The 18,689-nt window shown below is 43.6% G+C and carries 14 protein-coding genes and 1 other RNA gene; 5 read left to right on the forward strand and 10 right to left on the reverse strand.

What is annotated here, in order from left to right:
- Window positions 1-30 precede the first annotated feature (30 nt).
- Together F6K38_RS07055 and aroC are read right to left on the reverse strand one after the other, a co-directional pair.
- Window positions 31-882, reverse strand: coding sequence for an MBL fold metallo-hydrolase (locus F6K38_RS07055; protein WP_008183967.1), 852 nt, complete (start codon window positions 880-882; stop codon window positions 31-33).
- 7 nt (window positions 883-889) lie between these two features.
- Window positions 890-1,984 carry a chorismate synthase gene (gene aroC / locus F6K38_RS07060; RefSeq protein WP_008183970.1) on the reverse strand — a complete coding sequence of 365 codons (1,095 nt, stop codon included), beginning with the start codon at window positions 1,982-1,984 and terminating at the stop codon, window positions 890-892.
- A 488-nt stretch (window positions 1,985-2,472) separates the two neighbouring features.
- On the opposite strand from aroC, the gene F6K38_RS07065 reads away from it, so the two are divergent.
- Entirely contained in the window at window positions 2,473-6,420 is a 3,948-nt protein-coding gene (locus tag F6K38_RS07065; protein ID WP_287356366.1) for a two-partner secretion domain-containing protein, read from the forward strand.
- A 92-nt stretch (window positions 6,421-6,512) separates the two neighbouring features.
- On the opposite strand, the gene iscB is transcribed toward F6K38_RS07065, so the two are convergent.
- A complete protein-coding gene (gene iscB / locus F6K38_RS07070; protein WP_287255028.1) occupies window positions 6,513-7,772 on the reverse strand; it encodes an RNA-guided endonuclease IscB in 1,260 nt (419 codons plus the stop codon).
- A 213-nt stretch (window positions 7,773-7,985) separates the two neighbouring features.
- Window positions 7,986-8,840: a shikimate dehydrogenase gene (locus F6K38_RS07075; RefSeq protein WP_287356368.1), complete on the reverse strand. Its 855-nt coding sequence runs from the start codon at window positions 8,838-8,840 to the stop codon at window positions 7,986-7,988.
- A 406-nt stretch (window positions 8,841-9,246) separates the two neighbouring features.
- On the opposite strand from F6K38_RS07075, the gene F6K38_RS07080 reads away from it, so the two are divergent.
- The 3 genes from F6K38_RS07080 (at window position 9,247) to F6K38_RS07090 (ending at window position 12,453) form a co-directional block, all read left to right on the forward strand.
- Complete coding sequence (locus F6K38_RS07080; protein WP_083374231.1) at window positions 9,247-10,782, forward strand: serine/threonine-protein kinase; 1,536 nt, start codon at window positions 9,247-9,249, stop codon at window positions 10,780-10,782.
- A gap of 103 nt (window positions 10,783-10,885) precedes the next feature.
- Entirely contained in the window at window positions 10,886-11,248 is a 363-nt protein-coding gene (locus F6K38_RS07085) for a hypothetical protein (protein ID WP_071107058.1), read from the forward strand.
- A gap of 512 nt (window positions 11,249-11,760) precedes the next feature.
- Window positions 11,761-12,453, forward strand: a complete 693-nt coding sequence (locus F6K38_RS07090) for a hypothetical protein (protein WP_009149962.1) — start codon at window positions 11,761-11,763, stop codon at window positions 12,451-12,453.
- 239 nt (window positions 12,454-12,692) lie between these two features.
- On the opposite strand, the gene ffs is transcribed toward F6K38_RS07090, so the two are convergent.
- From ffs to F6K38_RS07120, 6 genes are all read right to left on the reverse strand, one after another.
- An RNA gene (gene ffs / locus F6K38_RS07095) (signal recognition particle sRNA small type) lies at window positions 12,693-12,789 on the reverse strand.
- A gap of 56 nt (window positions 12,790-12,845) precedes the next feature.
- A complete protein-coding gene (locus tag F6K38_RS07100; RefSeq protein WP_009149960.1) occupies window positions 12,846-13,298 on the reverse strand; it encodes a hypothetical protein in 453 nt (150 codons plus the stop codon).
- A gap of 527 nt (window positions 13,299-13,825) precedes the next feature.
- Entirely contained in the window at window positions 13,826-15,685 is a 1,860-nt protein-coding gene (gene ilvB, locus F6K38_RS07105; RefSeq protein WP_009149959.1) for a biosynthetic-type acetolactate synthase large subunit, read from the reverse strand.
- Window positions 15,686-16,143: 458 nt separating this feature from the next.
- On the reverse strand, window positions 16,144-16,320 hold the full coding sequence (locus F6K38_RS07110) for an HNH endonuclease (RefSeq protein ID WP_009149955.1): 177 nt from the start codon (window positions 16,318-16,320) through the stop codon (window positions 16,144-16,146).
- Window positions 16,313-16,714, reverse strand: a complete 402-nt coding sequence (locus tag F6K38_RS07115) for a hypothetical protein (RefSeq protein WP_009149953.1) — start codon at window positions 16,712-16,714, stop codon at window positions 16,313-16,315. Before F6K38_RS07115 ends, F6K38_RS07110 begins: the two co-directional genes overlap by 8 nt.
- A 272-nt stretch (window positions 16,715-16,986) precedes the next feature.
- Window positions 16,987-18,342, reverse strand: coding sequence for an RNA-guided endonuclease InsQ/TnpB family protein (locus tag F6K38_RS07120; RefSeq protein WP_287356370.1), 1,356 nt, complete (start codon window positions 18,340-18,342; stop codon window positions 16,987-16,989).
- 63 nt (window positions 18,343-18,405) lie between these two features.
- Between F6K38_RS07120 and F6K38_RS07125 the strand changes: the two genes are divergently transcribed.
- The gene (locus F6K38_RS07125; RefSeq protein WP_009149948.1) at window positions 18,406-18,585 is read left to right on the forward strand and encodes a hypothetical protein; all 180 of its coding nucleotides are present in this window, start codon (window positions 18,406-18,408) and stop codon (window positions 18,583-18,585) included.
- The last annotated feature ends 104 nt before the right edge of the window (window positions 18,586-18,689 follow it).

Consider the following 18,689-nt stretch of genomic DNA (forward strand, 5'->3'; position numbering starts at 1 on the left):
CATCAAACCTTCAACCTGAACCCTTCACCATTACTTGACCGTAACAATCATCCCTTCTTTGACTATAAACGCGCCATCAAACACTTCTTTAACTTCCACTGCCAGCTTGTCGAGAAAATCATCACAGTGATTAGGTTCGTGGTGGAAGATAGCCAGTTTCTTAACACCAGCAGCTTTTACCAGCTTCACCCCTTCCTGCCAGGTGGAATGTCCCCAACCTACCTTGGGAGATTTGGGGTTGTGGTATTCTTCATCGGTATACATAGCATCGTATATTAATACATCAGCATCACGGGCTAGATACACCACATTTTGATCAAGGCGGTCAGGAAAATGTTCTGTATCGGTGCAGTAGCACACGGAATGCCCTTGCCAGCTTACGCGATAGCCTATAGCACCATTAGGATGATTCAAAGGAGCAGTTTCTATGGTAATATCGTCTATGGTGACAGTGTTATGACCTAGTTCTAAGTCATAGAACTTCAAATCTGCCTTTACTTTGTTAGTAGGAACTGGAGCATTCAAGTGTAACACCCGCTCCTTGAAGTGTTGCTCCATGCAATCCCCGGGGGGAGGTGCGCCATAAATATGTAAAATGTTCCCTTCCACAAAGGCTGGAATGAAAAATGGCACGCCTTGAATATGATCCCAGTGGTAGTGAGTAAAAAACCAATAAGCTTCAATGGGTAACTGCTGCTTAAGGCTTTTTCCCAACAACCGCAAGCCAGTACCGCCATCAAAAATCAGGCGTAACCCAGCCACTTGCATCTCTACACAAGACGTATTGCCGCCATATTGAATTGTCTCCCGTCCAGGGCTAGGTATACTGCCTCGGACTCCCCAAAATTTAACCGAAAACTCGGAGGAAGTGCTTGTCTTCATTGGTAAGTTAATGCTTCAAAGTACCGCACTGACCCTGATGACGCAACAGGTGATCGCACAATACCAAAGCAACCATTGCTTCTACCATAGGTACGGCCCTGGGTAAGACACAAGGGTCGTGACGTCCTTTAGCAGCTAGAATGGTTTCTTCACCAGTACTGGTGACAGTACGTTGTTCTTTGCGGATGGTAGCAGTGGGTTTAAACGCTACTCTAATAATAATAGTCTCGCCGTTACTAATGCCACCTTGAACCCCACCGGAGCGATTGGTAACCGTGCGCACTGCACCGGTTTCGTCTGTGTAAAATTCATCATTATGCTCACTGCCGGTAAGTACAGTGCCCCCAAAGCCAGAGCCAATCTCAAAACCTTTACTAGCTGGTAGGGACATCACCCCTTTGGCTAAATCGGCTTCTAGCTTATCAAATACTGGCTCTCCCAAGCCTTTGGGTATATGGCGAGCCACACACTCTACTACACCCCCAACGGAATCACCGCTACGTCCAGTTTCTTCAATGAGCTCAATCATCCGTTGAGCACATTCGGAATCAGGGCAACGAACAATATTACTTTCTACCTGGTCTTGAGTGACGGTGTTGGAGTCTACGATACCTTCTAAGGTTTTGATACGCTTGACGTAGCCAATGACTTCTACACCAGTAGCTTGCCGGAGAATTTTTTTTGCGATCGCACCCGCTGCCACTCGCCCGATGGTTTCCCGGGCTGAGGAACGTCCTCCCCCCTGCCAGTTACGAATGCCATACTTAGCATCATAGGTAGCATCAGCATGGGAAGGCCGATACGTTTTTTGCATCTCGCTATAGTCTTGGGGCCTAGTGTCTTTATTGCGCACCATTATCATAATTGGTGTGCCCAGGGTTTTGCCCTGAAATACTCCCGAAACAATTTCACAGGTATCGGTTTCTTTACGAGGAGTAGTAATCTTACTCTGACCCGGACGCCTGCGGTCTAGTTCTACCTGAATTTCTGCCGCAGAAATTTCCAGTCGCGGTGGACAGCCATCAATGACTACCCCAACCCCACCCCCGTGGGATTCTCCAAATGTCGTGATCCGAAACAAATGTCCAAAGGTATTGCCCATAGTTAGTGCTCTATTAGTCCTCTAATGGTAGTACTTACTTAAGCTATCAGCTATCAGCGGTCAGCGATTAGCGCACGCTACTTGAGGTGCTATCAGCTTATGCGCTACGCGCACGCTACTTGAGGTGCTTATGGCTTAGGTCCGATGCGTCGAAGACTGTGCCATCCTACTAGATCGGTGTTTTTGAATAAAATAAGCTGACCACTGACCACTGACTACTGACCACTGACGGCTGACGGCACCTCAAGTAGCACCATCTGTAGCGCATATGCTTACGTACTTACTTATCTTATTCCTTAGTAAAACTGTTTGGCGGCTTAAGTCCTGTTGGATTCCCACCTAATAATTTACCTAATGATTTACCTAATGATTTACTTAATAATTTACCTACTAATTAAGATTAGTTAAGTTCAAATTGTTTTGATGATCCTAATTTAAAATCTGTTATATAATTTCCCAATAATCCGATTTTATTGGTTAGGATGCTTATGGCTGTTGGTGCATTTTTAGAATTAAGGATAATTTGCCTAACCGGATGTTTTGCTTGGGGGTTTTCTGCTCCAGTTGTAGCTGAACTTACTCCCGATGGCAGCTTGGGAAATGAAGCGTCAAGGGTAACTCCTAATGTAGAGGTCAAGGGGGCGCTGGCAGATTTAATTGAAGGGGGAGCAACTCGTGGGGAGAATTTGTTCCATAGTTTTGCTGAATTTAATGTAGGAGAACTACAACGAGTTTATTTTGCTAATCCCTCTGGGATTCAGAGGATTTTAACACGGGTAACCGGAAGTAATCTATCCAATATTTTAGGCACTTTGGGAGTAGATGGGCCAGCGAATCTGTTTTTACTCAATCCCAATGGTATTGTGTTTGGAGATCAGGCGAGATTAGATGTAGCTGGTTCCTTTTTCGCCTCTACTGCCAATAGTTTGGTATTTGGTGATGGCCAGGAGTTTAGTGCCACATCACCAGAAGCCCCGCCACTGTTAACCATTAATATCACCCCAGGATTGCAGTATGGCAAATATGACCCGAGGAGCACAATTACAAATGCTGGGAATTTAGCAGTAGGACAAGATTTAACCCTAGCCGCTGGCCATCTGGATTTACAAGGTCAACTGGAAGCTGCTAGGGATTTAACTCTGTTCGCAGAAGATACAGTCACGATTAGGGATAGTGTAGCGCAACCCTTTAGGTTGTCAGCAGGTGGCTTGCTGCTAATTCAGGGCAATCAGTCAATTGATATTGCTGCCCATAACCATGTCCTAAGTGGTTTATTTGCTGGTTCTGATTTACGGTTGCAATCGCATAATCCTATCGCTGGGAATGCTTACTATTCCGCTGGCGGCAGTGTCAGTATCGAACAGTTGGATGGGCTACCGGGAAATTTAGTCAGTCCCCATGATCCGATAATTCTGGCCAATGGGGATGTCAGTTTAGGAAACTATACCGGAGCATCACTCCATATTTTGGCAGGAGGTAGTGTTACCGTTGGGGACATCGAAATTAACTCTACCGATACCGCTGATAATGCGATTAGCCCCGATAACTCCAATCCCTTCTTAGCTAGTCTGGCTAATGTGACCTTGTCCGACGAAGCGAGAACATCGGTAGTGATAGATGGCAGTAACCAACCTACCCTAGATATCCGTGCTGGCATAGATTGGACATTACTGGCGGGTTTTCCAGGAAATACCGATAGTGGAAACTTAGGCTCTAACTTTGGGACTGGTGCTACTAGTGCAGATATAGAAATTGGTGACATCTCGATTAATGCTCCCAATGGACTAGTATTGTTAACCAATCAGTATCAAGCTAATCCATCGTTAGTGAGTGAAACCCTGAAAATTAGTTCACTTCTAACTGGTGACGGCACCATAGCCAAGGTAGTCAATAAGAAGCTTATGAATGATACGAGTAACCAGAGGTTTTCAGGGAATGGTGGTGAGGTCTTGATTGATTATCGGGGCCCCATTGAAATAAGCGGACGCATTGATGCCTCTTCCGCTTCTGGTAAAGCAGGGGATATTACCGTGGTTACAAATGATCAACTATCCCTTGACAACAGTTTCATTATTAGCAACACCTTCGGAACAGAAAAGGGTGGGGATATCACTATTGATACTGGCTCACTCTCTGCCAAAAACGGTGCTCAGATCGAAACCAGTACCTTTGGTCAAGCTGATGCAGGGAAAGTGACTATTGTTGCTGATGATACAGTCACCTTTGAAGGGAAACCGGAAAATCCTAACACTACTGGAATTTTCAACAACATAGAACAAGACGCTATCGGTAATAGTGGTGGTATTTCCATGACCACAGGCTCTTTGTTTATGAATGATGCTTTCTTGCAGTCGAGGATCAAAGGACAGGGAAATGGTGGAGATGTAACAATTATTGCTGATGACCAAGTTATCGTTGACCAGAACAGTAACTCGATTCTGACCGAAGTGGATTTTTCCGTAATCGGCAGCGCAGGAGATATATCGATTGATGCCGAATCAGTCACTATCAGCAATGGTGCTAGACTCGTAGCTGACACCCTGGGAATAGGAGATGCGGGCAATATAACTATAACAGCTCGCGATACAGTTACCATTGACGGGGTAAACAGTGATCTGACACTAGCCAGCGGGTTGCGCTCTCGGGTCGGTCGAGATAGAGAAAACCCAAGGTTTCGCAACAAACCACAAGCTATAGGTAATGGTGGCGACATCACCATAAAGGGAAAGTCAGTTTTTGTGACCAATGGCGGTCAAATAAGTGCTGAAATATATGACAAAGGAAAGGCTGGCAACATATCAATTATTGCTGAGGATGACGTTATCTTTGATGGCGCTTTAATATTCAGAAATAAAAACAGGAATAATAAGGTGTCAAGCTTTTCAAGTATTATATTCACTCGAGTTAGACAAACAGCAGAGGGCGACGGTGGCAACGTATTGATTGAAGGTCGGTCAGTTTCGTTTACCAACGGTGCTGTGATAAATTCCGAAACCCGTGGCAAAGGAAACGGGGGTGATGTGGAAATCAAAGCTCGCGATCGCGTTTTAGTTGACGGAGTGGTTTTACTTGACGGAGTGGACAAAACCAGGTCAATCACTACTGGCATATTTAGTAATGTTAGAAGTAATGGCGATGGCAATGGTGGCGATATCAAGATCAAAGTTAAAGAAGGTTCATTGGCGATTACTGGAGGTGCTAGGTTACAATCTGGTACTCAAGAGAAGGGAAATGGTGGCAATGTGATCATTACGGTTGATGATCAGGTTTTAATAGACGGAGTGGGCATTAATGACCAACCTAGTCAGATCTTGACTGGTGTGGATCTTAGGTCAACACAGGGCAACGGTGGTAAGATTAAAATTAACGCTAACTCAATTGCTGTGACTGATGGCGGAGCCTTAGATGCTAGCACCAATAGTAATGGTAACGGTGGACCTATAGATTTAACCACCAATACACTAACTGTTAATGGTGGAGTCATTTCCAGCGCTGCTAAAGAGAAAGCTATCGGTCAAGCCAGCGATATCACAATCAATACTGATGCCCTCAAAGTTGAGGATGAAGGGGAAATAACAGTCAAAAGTGAGAAAGGGATAGCAGGAAATCTGGACATTAAAGCTAATTCCCTGTTGCTTGACAACGGCACACTTTTAGCTGAAACTCAACTGAGTGGAGGGGAAGATGGAGCGAATATCACACTAGACGTATCAGAATCGATAGTGATGCTCAACGAAAGCCTAATCTCCGCAGAGGCTTCTGAAGAAGCTACGGGTGGCAATATTGATATTGATACCGACGTCTTAATTGCCTTTCCCCCAACTGGTCCTAATGGTAGCGATATCATTGCCAAAGCTGAACAGGGAAAAGGTGGTGAGATCACCATTAATGCCGAAGATGTCCGTTTGATTGAGGAGCGCGAAGCCATTGATGGAAATCGCACTAATGATATTGATGCCAGTTCTGACTCTGGTCCACAAGGAATAGTGACCATCAATACGGGCAATCTTGACCCTTCTCGGGGATTAGATCAACTACCAATTAATTTAACTGACCCATCATCACTCATTGTTGCTAGCTGTCCGAGAAGTGGGAAAGTCTCGGTAGATGAACTTGGTGAATTTATTGTTACTGGACGAGGTGGCATTCCGGCTAGTCCCCTCGACCCGATTATCGGTCAAACCATCATTGCTGATTGGGTGACTCTAGATGATCAAACCCTTACTGAAATTGATCACAATCTTGATAAGAATCAGACCTTAGCTCCCTCGACCGAACAGAATTTTATTCCACAGAATTCTAAGCCAAAACGGATTGTGGAAGCTCAAGGCTGGATGATTGGTCCGGATGGTAAGATCATTCTCACCTCTTTCCCTACCGATACCACTAGCCCACCCAAGCCTTGGTATCACTATGTCTCTTGCCGAGATTTATAGCACAGCGCTATCAATTTTAGCTAACTTTTCAACAATCCCAATTTCTCCTGCAGGTGAATCTAGAGCAACTATTACTTGGCAAGTTCCGGTATTTACTGGCAAAAGCTGTAAGTGTATCCATCTTTTCGGTGTATCGCCGATATATCTTGAGGTTTACAGCTCTTGTACCCCTTCATTCCTAACGGGGTAAATCCAAAACTTCCTTTGCTTCTGGGAGTAACCTTGCCTATTCCTAATTTTTGGTGCCTAGCTATATCTCCGGTAGCCCAACCTTTAATCGGTCTTAATGGGTTGTGTCTAATGGGGTAACCGTATTTATTGAGTGCTGCTTTTTGTCTGCTACCCTGCCCTTTACAGGTTGCCAATAGTGGCTGAGAGGTTTTCAACATTAGGGTCTCAATGTCTCCAACACAAGCAGCATCAATCCAGTGCTGTTTAGGTAGTCTTAGCTTCGTCCGGTTGTACTTAGTTTGTGCTCCCGTCCCAATTACTACAGGTCTGGCGTTTCGGAGTACTTTCACTAACTTGTTGCGAGTTGTGTTAACCGCCGCCGCATCCTTCAATGGTAGTTTAGCTTTGACTTTAATCTTTTGGAGCAAGCTCGGCTTCTTTTTTAGGAAAACCTCTATAGGTTTGTCACTTTTTCGTTGATTGCATTTTTCGCAAGCTAAACAAAGATTACTTACGCGATCGCTTCCTCCTTTTGATTTTGGATGGATATGCTCAACCTGTAAGGGTACATTTTGCTTGCCACAATAAGTGCATTCCCTCCCCCATTTTTCAAGCAAATACTCTCTGACCTCGTAACCAGCTAGTTCCCCCTGTTGGTACTCAACTCCACTAATTTCAGGATTTTGCATTTTTTGGGTGTCAAACTTAACTCTTTCAACCCAAATCTCATTTACTGGGCAAAACTTAATCAATCGCTTAACCCAGGTTTGAGTAGTCAAAATCCTGTGTTCTAAACTAGGGGGTAGCCATCCCTCTGGGCGCTTACGGTTAAGGAATCTGGGTTTTCTATAGCGAGTGTTTCGGTTACGCCTCCCACGCCTTACAGCCCTTCTAGATTCTAGTTTTTTCTTGATCAATCCTCCTCTGTGCTCTAGCTCCATTCCCCAAATGACTTGGTTGTTTTGAATTAAGGCAAATCCAGTTACTTTACTGCCAGGATCTATCTTTATTTGGCAGGGTGATATCGTTGGATTATTGATCGCTGTTTTCAAAATGATTGTGAACGGGTACATCCTAAAAACCGCAGCTTTACCTTTATCCAATAACCGACGTGCCTTCTTTGGAGTAATTGGATTTAATGGCTGTTTGTTCGTGTCAATAACAAATACGTAATTTTGCATTTTTAATGCGTCTCAATTCGGTAATGTGTTCCTCGACAAGGTTAAAATGGCTTGTTAAGCTAATCACACATTTTGCCTTTGACTTAATGATTAGCGACAGAGCCAAGGGCTGGAGTTCACCCTTGGGTGTCATAACCAAATCAACGTAGGAAATTAATCCTAAGTCTGCATCCTAGTTTGGCAATTCCAAGAGTTACCGGGGATTACCAAGGCTTACACTAGGAGAGCGTGACGCATAATATCCACTGGCGGAGTTTGTCCTAACCAAATTTTGAAAGCTGCTGCTCCCTGTTGCACCAGCATTTCCAATCCATCAATTGCGATCGCGCCCTGTTCCTTGGCTTGTCGTAAAAACTGAGTGGGATTAGGAGTATAAATCAAGTCATAAGCGATCGCATTTTCCGGCAACCTGGCCATAGCTAGCTGATCAACAGGAGACTGCTCGATGTTGGGATACATTCCCACCGGAGTAGCATTCACCAACAAATTGGCTTGGCCTATAAGTTCCGGTAGTTGTTCCCAAGCATGAGTATGAATAGTAATAGCAAGGTCAGAATTAATCCAGCTTTCCTTAAATTGACCTAACTTGTCCTGATTGCGACCAACCACATGAATCTCAGTACAACCGAGTTCAGCACAACCGACTACTACAGCTCGTGCGGCACCACCACACCCCAAAATGACTACAGTAGTTTGAGTCCAATCCCGGTCATACCCTTGCAACGGGGTGATAAATCCTTCGATATCCGTATTCGTACCAATCCAACCGTGATCGTTGCGATACACAGTATTCACTGCTCCCACCCCTTGAGCCACTGTTGAAATTTCCGACAACAAGGGGATGATAGTCTGTTTGTGGGGAATAGTGATACTGAAGCCCACTAGACCAATCGCCTCAAAACCAGCGATCGCATTTTTCAAATCTGCTGATTTTACCGGTAAAGGTAGGTAGACATAATCCACACCCAAGGATGCGATCGCTTGGTTATGCATCAGTGGTGATAAAGAATGTTCCACTGGATCACCAATCACACCCAATAACTTTGTTGTTCCTGTTATTTGCACCATCACCCTACTTCAAGCACATATAGCGCTACGCGCAATGGCATTGGCAAGAGGCAAGAGGCAAAAGTTAACTGCGACAGCTTTTGCTGCTTGTATCAATGTCAAACACCTTAATGCGTAGTGCTATAACTTTGAATTGTAAGCCTGAAATAGTTCATAATTACTAGATTGCTCAATTCTTAACTATTTCTTATTTCTTATTAAGATTGCTGCCTTCGCTTGACAATTCGTTGACAATTCACCATCAACCGTCCACAATACTTACCCCAAACCGCACATTTGAATGAACTCTGATTTTTCTCATGGTGGCTAAAATAGATCATATCGAGCCAATTATAGTGCCAATTATAATACCAATTAACTAGGCAGCAACGGCATGAACCCAACTGGTATTCAAAAGAGTGGAGCCATGAATTCAATCATTTGTATGATATGTGAGCAAATCAATCCCAGTCGGGCAAGTTTTTGCTCTCGTTGTGGTGCCTCTCTACCTCCTCCCAGTAGCAGTCCCCTAGAGACTAATCTAGATAATACTAATAATGACAATACATTAGACAATACATTAGACAATACTAATAATGACAATACATTACAGACTGGAAGCCGATTACGCGATCGCTACATAATTCAACGTACCTTAGGACAAGGGGGATTTGGCAAAACCTACCTCGCCAAAGACACTGGACGCTTTAATGAACTAGTAACCCTAAAAGAGCTGACTCCAAGAAACCAGGGCACCCATACCCTAGAAAAAGCGGAAGAACTATTTCAACGGGAAGCAACCATGCTGCACAAGCTTTCATCCCCCCAAATTCCGAGATTCTGGGAATTTTTTCGCCATGGCAAACGGTTGTTTCTCGTCCAAGACTACATTGAAGGAAAAACCTATCAAACTTTACTCGAAGAACGAGTAAGCAAAGGGGAACGCTTCAGCGAAACCGAAATTATCCAACTGTTTCAGCAATTGCTCCCGGTCTTAAGCTACCTACACCAATTAGGAATAATTCACCGGGATATTGCTCCAGACAATATTATCCGTCGTGCTTCCGATGGAGTACCAGTATTAATTGACTTGGGTGGTGTCAAACAAATTGCCCTAGAAGTCAATACTCCCGTAACCAGAGGTGCGACCCGTGGCGAATTTAATTCGCCAAGGTCAAGCGCACCTGGGCAAAACTCTGCCATCTATGCTGGTGGGACTTGTTTAGGTAAAGTTGGCTATGCACCTGATGAACAGCTACGCCTAGGGATTGCTGCTCCCCATAGTGACCTGTATGCTTTGGGAGTGACATCACTAGTACTGATGACTGGTAAACAGCCCCAGGAACTGGTTGACCCTTATACCCTGAGCTGGCGAACTGAAGAAGAAGTAACCCTATCTCCAGAGTTTAATAGTATCCTATCTCGTTTGCTGGCATCCCAACCCTCTGAGCGATTCCAATCTGCTCAAGAGGTTCTAGACCTGATCCGAACTGATGATTCTGATGATTCTAAGGTTAGACAAACAGAAATAAAGGGTAATGTAGCTGTAACTCCCCAGTCTAAATCGTACCCTCCACCGACTCCCATCAATAATTCCGGTTGCAAGCAAGTGTTTGACGAATCTGTTCTAGTGCCAGCAGAGATTCAAGGCTGGAACTGGGGTGCCTTTTGTCTACCAGGTTTGTGGTGTGTCACCAATCAAGTTTGGATTGGACTGATTGCCTGGACCGATCTATCCTTAGTGACTGGATTTCTTGCTTGGCCAGTGATGGGGATTATTTTGGGCATCAAGGGTAATGAGTGGGCATGGAAAAGCCGCCGTTGGAAGAGTATCAAAGCCTTTAAGCGCCATCAACGGGGTTGGGCGATCACATCCTTCGTCATTATTGGTATCATAGTTACCCTACTATTTTTGTTATTATTAGTATTCTTTATTGGGGTAACCTCCCTAGTGCCGTGGTGAATCACCGATTGCTCAACTGTAGCATCCGTGTGTTTATTGCGTTCCATGCTAGTTCCAGGTTAAGCCCAGGGGCATTGCTATCACTACTTAAAGGAGAAGAAAAATGACTAGCTTTCCTGCCTGGACTCAAATAATTATCACCATGTCCGAATCACAAGTTTTTTACACAGAAGAAGTAACAGGCTATGACAGCATCAGCTTGGTTTTACCTGGAAAGCCCTTCGATCTAAGCCTTTCCTTAGACACCTATGAAGACGCGATCGAGATAATTTTTGAAATTTATCCAGACCAAAATGCTTACCGATTAAATATGCGGAACAAGCAGGAAGGAGTAGACCTCCAACAGAAAAGTACTGAAGAAAATTTAGATTTAACTGGATTAGACGCACGCCCAATTGGAACCTACAGTGAATTTTGCCGACATTTAGAAGAATTGTATGGAGTAGCTCAAGAAGTAGGTTGGTAATCGTAAGCTATCAGCTATTAGCTATTAGCTATCAGCTATCAGCTATCAGCTATCAGTTATCAGCTTATGCGCTACAGATGGTGCTACTTGAGGTGCTATCAGCTTTTGAATAAAGAGGTAAGCATTCGTTAATGTCACAGGCTAGAAGCCTGTGCCACAAAGCGGTTGCCCTAGGGCGTGTTTTCAAACTCGGAGATCCCCCTAAATCCCCCTTAAAAAAGGGGGACTTTGAGAATGGCTCCCCCCTTATTAAGGGGGGTTGGGGGGGATCTAAATCTTGCGGAAAACTTTGAAAACACGGCCTAGCGTGGCCTATGGCCAAGGACTTTTATCCATACTTTCACTTATCATTAATCTATCAATATTAAATTCTCCCGGGTTTATTTTCATCTGACTGCTGTTCGCGTAGCGTGAGCTTTTAGCTCACCGCTGACCCCTGACTGCTTACCTAACTAATTACTAGGTTTTACAGCTTGTCTTTTGAAAATTTACCTGACCTAATATAAAATACCATGGGCAATTTAGCAAAGTCCATGGTAGAAACAACAATTGTCGATCGGATGAGCAAGACCTTATTAACTTACCTACCCAAAGAAATCCTACTAACCCCTCAGCAGTTAGCAGTATTTTCAGCACTTAGAACTATTTTAAAATTAGCATCAGCCAGTTTGCTAACTATCAGCTTACTTGGTAGTGGTTGTGGAATGGCTAGCCAAGACGATCTAGATTCTGAACAGACCCATGCTCAGCTCCATGGTCATAAAACCGAAACCAGTAATGAGCATAATAAAGAGATGGAGCATAATCACCATAATCACAAGGTCGGCAGCAGTAGTAACCATGGTGAAGGTATGGGTCATCATCATGGCACAATGGAAATTCCTTCTGGTCAACCTGTTCCAGATGTTGACATAGTGGTGTATCCAGATCCGATGACGGGATGGAATTTAGAAATAAAGGTTTCTAACTTCCAATTTTCTCCCAAGAATGCTAGCAAAGCCCATCAACCAGGAGAAGGACATGCCCATCTATTCATCAATGGCCAAAAAATTACCAGGATTTACAGCAATTGGTACTATATTGGCAAGCTTGAACCTGGTAGAAATGAAATCACGGTTACCTTAAATTCCAACAATCATCAGGATTTAGTTCATAATGGTGACATGATTTCAGATACTGAAATTATCGAGGTTATGTCGAATTAGAGGTTATTCCGTACTGGTTATGCTAGATCAAAAGTCTGGCACAGGGAGCAGGGAGCAGAGAGCATGGAAGGGGTAACACAAGATAAAAGAGGGATGCGTCGCTTCTGAGTAGTGTTTTCTTCCACTACTTTCCTCGATTCTTGTGATACCAGAAGCTACAAAACCTGAATTTACCGACAACTGCAGCGAAGTGTATGGTTTTGTGGCTATGTGTTGTGGCTATTTGTTGTGGCTACGAGAGTGGCTCGGAGTCCACGCCTATCGTAAGCATCCCTTATTGCTGCTACCTTCCGGTCCTGACAAGGTTTGGGCGTTGCGATCGCGTCGATCCGAACCACATATTATAATAGCATGAATTTTTCAAAATGGGAAGGAAGATCAATCCTCTTGATCTATTTCGCGAATATGCCCACCCCGTAATAGCATGAAGAGCTTACACAGTGGGGCATACCCACTTTAACCATAAATTTTCCACTGCCGCGAGGGGTAACTTGAACAATCGGATATTGACCATAGTCAGTATCATAGTCAACGGTTTGGCCATTGTTATCATACAGACCTAGGTCAATATCGAGACAAGCATCATCACAAAAACTTACTAAGGTATAAGATTTACCAGCTTCTAGATCCAGGGTAAATGCATAGACTTGGTTTCGGGAAAGTCTATTGACTACCGGTCGATGAGTTGGCATGTAATCCCGGTCTCTTAAATACTGTGCTGCTGCGATTAATTTATTTTCAACTTGCCCCTGACGAGGAGAGCTAGCCAAACCAGGACTGGGTGTGAATAATAAGCTACTAGCTAGGAGAGCTAGTCCATTCCGAACTATCTTAGTATTAATCATATACAATAGCAATAAGCGTTTGAATTAATGTTGACTATAGAGTGATTTTTAGTTATTCCAATTCTTAGCAATGCCTGCAAACAATAAATCTTACCTTTTGGTAATTGATAATAGGTTGCTTATGTTATGATTATCGAAGACTAATGTATGGGATAACGTATACGAATGTCTAACTTATGTATGATTACACTCAACGATGACCAATCTGGCAGGTAATTTAGGATTAGGTATGAGGTAAGCATTCAGCTATCAGCTATCAGCTATCAGCTATCAGCTGAATGCTTACCGATAAGTAGGATTAAACTGACGATACTTGCCAAAAAAAATACTCCGCTGGTGAGCGAAGTAAGTAAGGTTAAATGAGAAATTATCAGCTTTGCTGAACTAAGGAATGATATTAACTATAGTTGGGTAATTAGTAAATGGTTAAGTACCAATTAACCATTACTATCCATTACTATTATCCATGACCGATTAGCCTAAATCATGCCATTGATCAGCAATGTCAAATCCTTAGGTACACAATATTAAAGCTTGGTGCCGCACTCAGGACAAAAATTGTTACTTGCTACATTCTTGGCACCACAGTTACTGCAATAGATTAGCTCTGTAGCATTCTTGAGTAATGGTTTTTCTGGTAAACCGATCATTTGGGCATTACTCTTACCAGGGGCTACCATTGGGTAACAATTCTCGTCTTTGGTTACATGAACATCTAACAACACAGGACCATCGTAGGCTAGCATTTGTGCGATCGCATCCTGTAGTTGATCCCGACTAGTAACTATCATGCCCTTAACCCCGTAAGCCTGAGCCAGTTGCACAAAATCCGGCATCCCGACTTCCATATTTGAAGAGGAATAACGCTGCCCAAAGAACGCTTGTTGCCACTGACGCACCATTCCCTGCCAACCGTTGTTAATAATCACGGTCTTAACATTGATGCCATATTGGGCGAGGGTACCCAGTTCCTGAATATTCATCTGGATACTCGCATCACCAGCAATACAAATCACTTGCTGATCGGGTAATGCTACCTGGACTCCCATGGCTGCTGGCATGCCATAGCCCATAGTTCCCAATCCCCCACTGGAAATCCACTGGCGCGGTCCATTATTAAGAAATTGCGCTGCCCACATCTGATGTTGACCGACATCCGTGGTATAGTAAGCTTTAGGTGCTTGACGCCCTACCTCTACAATCACTTCTTGGGGAGATAAACTATCGGGGTATTGAGGCACCTGCAAGGGATAGTCCTCACGCCAACGGTTAATCCGTGCTAGCCACTCCTGGGTTTGATTAGGTTCTGCTGAGATATTCATTTCCTGGTAACGGCGCAACATATATTGCAAAACCCGGCGCACATCCCCTACAATCGGTACTTGTGGAGAGCGGTTTTTACCCACCTCAGCGGGATCAATGTCGATGTGAATCACTTGAGCATGACAGGCAAACTGATCCAGTTTCCCGGTCACCCGGTCATCAAACCGCGTCCCTACAGCAATCAGTAAGTCACACTCACTAACGGCAAAGTTAGCATAGGCAGTGCCATGCATCCCCAGCATTTTTACCGATAGGGGATGGGATTCATCAAATGCTCCCTTACCCATCAACGTGGTCGTTACCGGAATTTGGAAGATTTCTGCCAGTTGGCGCAGTTCATCATGGGCACCAGCAGCAATGGTTCCGCCACCAACGTAAAGCAGTGGTCGTCGTGCTTGCCGAATTAAATTTAGGGCTTGGTTAATTTGGCGGGGATTGCCCTTTACTGTTGGACGATAGCCCACCAACTTGAGTTGATTAGCTTCCACAGGTACGTAGTCACATTCCTCTAAACCCACGTCTTTGGGTACGTCAATCAGGACTGGTCCAGGACGTCCGGTGCTAGCGATGTGGAAAGCTTCGGCAACAATCCGCGCCATATCAGCAGGGTCACGCACCACATAAGAGTGTTTGACAACGGGCAAAGTAATCCCAAAGATATCGGTTTCCTGGAAGGCATCAGAACCAATGGCAGGACGGGCGACTTGACCGGTTACACAAATTAGAGGAATTGAGTCCATGTGAGCGGTAGCTATACCGGTAACTAGGTTAGTGGCTCCCGGACCAGATGTGGCAAAACACACACCGACTTTGCCAGTAGCACGGGCATAACCATCAGCAGCGTGGGATGCTCCTTGCTCGTGTCGGACTAGGATGTGCTGTATTTTACCAGCATCTTCCCAGTGATAGAGTTCGTCATATATCGGTAGAATTGCTCCACCGGGATAGCCGAAGATATGGGTCACACCGTGACGGTGGAGACTATCCATTAGAGCAAATGCTCCTGTGCGGCGAGTGGGGGTAGTTGATGAAGCTGGGGTTGTTGAGATTACTTGGGATTGCACGCTTATCACCTCTAGTGGTAGATCGGTTCCTTAGGTGGGCTTGACCTTGGCGAATTTAATTCGCCAAGGTCAAGCGCACCTATGCTGTTAAGGGTGTTAGATTGCTGATAATAGCTGAGCATAATTTTAGAATAACTGTTAATTTTACTACAGTATGGGTTTTGTGTTTCAGTTTACACTCAATATATGGAACTGTCCAGACAACTTGGCAGGATTTTTCCGTTGAGCACTCTCGGTCTAGTTATCAGCTAGAAGCATCAAATAGATAAATCAGTCTACGATTGTATGCCAGTGGTAACTCTAACTAGTTATGCTTTAGGAAAAATTTATAATTTAATTTATCCTATTATTTTTTTTAGTGCTAAATAAGTAAGGACTAATTTTAATGGTGAATAAAGTCCCCAATTAAACCAGTAGGATTTTAGATAGTTTTGCAAAATCTAATTATTTTTCGCACCTCAGGCTAGGGCTAAGTTATCGAGTTCAGTTTTTACATCTCGACTTAGACGTTGGATATGTTCGATCGAAAAAGATTGGGGGCCAAAGCGAGCTTGGCTCCGACAATATTCACAACATTCTTGAGCTCGTGATTCAACTGCTTGTCTATGTTTTGCTTTAATTGATTTATCAGACATTACCAGGGAGATGAATATCCAAATCTGCCATGAGGGTGCTTAAGGATATTTGACGTAAACGAGCTAATTCTGCCATGGCTTCGACACGTTTAGCTTCGATAGTTTCCACTTGATCACTTAAAGCCAAAAGTTCTTTATACTGCTCAGCTGTCAGCGTCTCCATTTTTCGTTTTTGAATCAGTTCATCGTAGCGGTTTTGAATGTCTGCTGGTACACCTTGATTAATAGTAATTAGCAACCTAGCCTGATCTGAAGAAAGGCTGGGGGCTTTGCGTTGTGCCTGAAGGGATATGATGTATGCTCCAACTTTCTCCAGTTCAGATAAACTCAGTTGTTCAACAGCTCTAAGTAACTGGTCGTAGGAGAGCTGAGCTTCGACTTTAAGATTTTCCATTGGTTGTTAGTCGATTTGAATGCTTATTTAATTATAAAAAAAAAAGGAGCGAAGCCTTGGGATAAAGCTAAACACTCCAAGGTAGATTTGTTGTTTAAATGTTTCGCGATAATTAGGATAAAAAACCCTTTGATAATCTAGTCCTTGATTAGGGTAGGAAAGTTGATCGACGCGCGACCTAAGGGTTCAAACGACCCTTAGGTAAACTAAAAAACTTAATCAGCAGTGACTGGTAATTGGTTGAACTCTCTACGTTTTGAAAAGCGTAGATTCTAAGCGGATGTCACTTTGCGGGTTGAAACCACGCTGAGTCCTTTGGACTCGCTTCGCGAACGTGACGCTTCACGATAGGATCTAGACAATGAGTCTAATCTATATCGTTGTGGCAGGTTCAAATCTGCTCTACCGACCTCGGCTAGGGATCTCCCTAGCTGTGTCGCTACTTTTCTTAAAATATTGCAAGCTCCGTTGCAATCTGCGTTAATCAATTCACCTTTTGCAGACCGATAAAGTCCACGCTTCACTCTCTTTCCGCTTGCTGCCCACCCCAAGCCCGAAGGGCACGCTTCGCGAACAGGTTTTGCGCCGAGCACAGGTAGGAAATCACGATCTAAAAAGCTAGCTTTACTGGTGTAACTTTCTTCAGTCTCAAGGAATTTGATACCATACTCAATACATAACTGTTCTATTCGAATTTTTAATTTAGCAGTAGGTATCTGAACAAACTGTTGATTGTTCTTTTTTCCAATATTGATGCTGTCTTTATTGCGCTTGTTCCAACCAAATACAACTGTAATAACGTCATTACTTAAGCACCAGTTAACTATAAATCTAGCAGCTTTATTAACGTTGTCTCGCATTTGTCTGTTGCGTTTCTCGGTCAAATAAGCTAGAGTCTCATCCCAGTAATCCTTGCTCTTCCCTTTTTTAATCGCAGCGACACGTTTGTTGTACCATTGATTTTGAGATTTGACCTTCCTTCCATCCAAGATAAATGATTTGCCTGTAGTAGACACACAGGTTAACCAATTATTCAAACCGGGGTCAATACCTAACACTTCGTCTGTTGATTGAACCTGTTCAGAAGCTGGTCGTTCATAGACAAACTCTAGATACAAACACCCATTCCTTGGAACAAAGCGGTACTCTTTTATTGACTTGAAATCAAGATTAGAAGGCATAGGGAGGATGAAATGGTCTATCCCAAACCAAGCTTTAACCTGTTTTCCTAATGTGAATTTGAGATGGCCTTTTATTAGCTTTACCCACCGAGCAGGATAACTAACTACAGCCAAACCCCCCTTCTTTCGGTAACTAGGAACTCTAGGCTTGATCGCTAGTTGACCTTTCTTGTATAACTTGCTTAAGGCTTTATAAGACTTAAAAGACTCAATAACTCCGTGCAGCGTTTGTTGCGCACAAGCTGACCTCATTGCCTTAAAATGAACATTTGTCTTCATTATCTTATCCAAATCGGCATTTGTAAGGTATTTACCGGCTTTGAACAATATTTGACGACAATAATAGATTCCGCAATTGGTTAGCTTGTTAGCTTCTGAGCAGATAAATTCTATTATCGCTCTATTTTCAGCTGTCGTAGTTATAAAATGTTGTTGGCAACCATACATTTGCATCGACCTTTTTGCTATGTTTATTTAAAAAAATACTACCGTAATTAAAATGTCAAGCAAATGCCAGAAAAACCAAAAAGAAGAGTCGGCAGACCAAGCATATATAACGAAAGTAAAAAAACTTACAGTGTGAAGGTAACCAAGCTAGCCTGGGACAACCTAAAAGAACTGGCAAAATCTGCTGGGTTAAGTCTCTCTGAATATGTCGAATATCTAGGGAGAAACGGAAAGCTACCTTGAACACGAGCGCCGGGATTTATCCCGGCTCGCTCCACGCCCACCTAATGAATTAGGTGGCTAACTCTCGCTTGATATTTCTCTGTTTTTCCAGAAAGCAAGGCTTT

This window comes from Moorena sp. SIO3B2 (assembly GCF_010692525.1).
In the GTDB taxonomy this organism is placed as follows: Bacteria; Cyanobacteriota; Cyanobacteriia; order Cyanobacteriales; family Coleofasciculaceae; genus Moorena; species Moorena producens.

Excerpts from the sequence above, each read along its gene's own strand:
- aroC (WP_008183970.1), bottom strand. The coding sequence starts at position 1,984 with ATGGGCAATACCTTTGGACATTTGTTTCGGATCACGACATTTGGAGAA.
- F6K38_RS07100 (WP_009149960.1), bottom strand. The coding sequence starts at position 13,298 with ATGATTAATACTAAGATAGTTCGGAATGGACTAGCTCTCCTAGCTAGT.
- F6K38_RS07065 (WP_287356366.1), top strand. The coding sequence starts at position 2,473 with ATGGCTGTTGGTGCATTTTTAGAATTAAGGATAATTTGCCTAACCGGA.
- F6K38_RS07125 (WP_009149948.1), top strand. The coding sequence starts at position 18,406 with ATGCCAGAAAAACCAAAAAGAAGAGTCGGCAGACCAAGCATATATAAC.
- iscB (WP_287255028.1), bottom strand. The coding sequence starts at position 7,772 with ATGCAAAATTACGTATTTGTTATTGACACGAACAAACAGCCATTAAAT.
- F6K38_RS07120 (WP_287356370.1), bottom strand. The coding sequence starts at position 18,342 with ATGTATGGTTGCCAACAACATTTTATAACTACGACAGCTGAAAATAGA.
- F6K38_RS07115 (WP_009149953.1), bottom strand. The coding sequence starts at position 16,714 with ATGGAAAATCTTAAAGTCGAAGCTCAGCTCTCCTACGACCAGTTACTT.
- F6K38_RS07055 (WP_008183967.1), bottom strand. The coding sequence starts at position 882 with ATGAAGACAAGCACTTCCTCCGAGTTTTCGGTTAAATTTTGGGGAGTC.
- F6K38_RS07075 (WP_287356368.1), bottom strand. The coding sequence starts at position 8,840 with ATGGTGCAAATAACAGGAACAACAAAGTTATTGGGTGTGATTGGTGAT.
- F6K38_RS07110 (WP_009149955.1), bottom strand. The coding sequence starts at position 16,320 with ATGTCTGATAAATCAATTAAAGCAAAACATAGACAAGCAGTTGAATCA.
- F6K38_RS07090 (WP_009149962.1), top strand. The coding sequence starts at position 11,761 with ATGGGCAATTTAGCAAAGTCCATGGTAGAAACAACAATTGTCGATCGG.
- F6K38_RS07080 (WP_083374231.1), top strand. The coding sequence starts at position 9,247 with ATGAATTCAATCATTTGTATGATATGTGAGCAAATCAATCCCAGTCGG.
- F6K38_RS07085 (WP_071107058.1), top strand. The coding sequence starts at position 10,886 with ATGACTAGCTTTCCTGCCTGGACTCAAATAATTATCACCATGTCCGAA.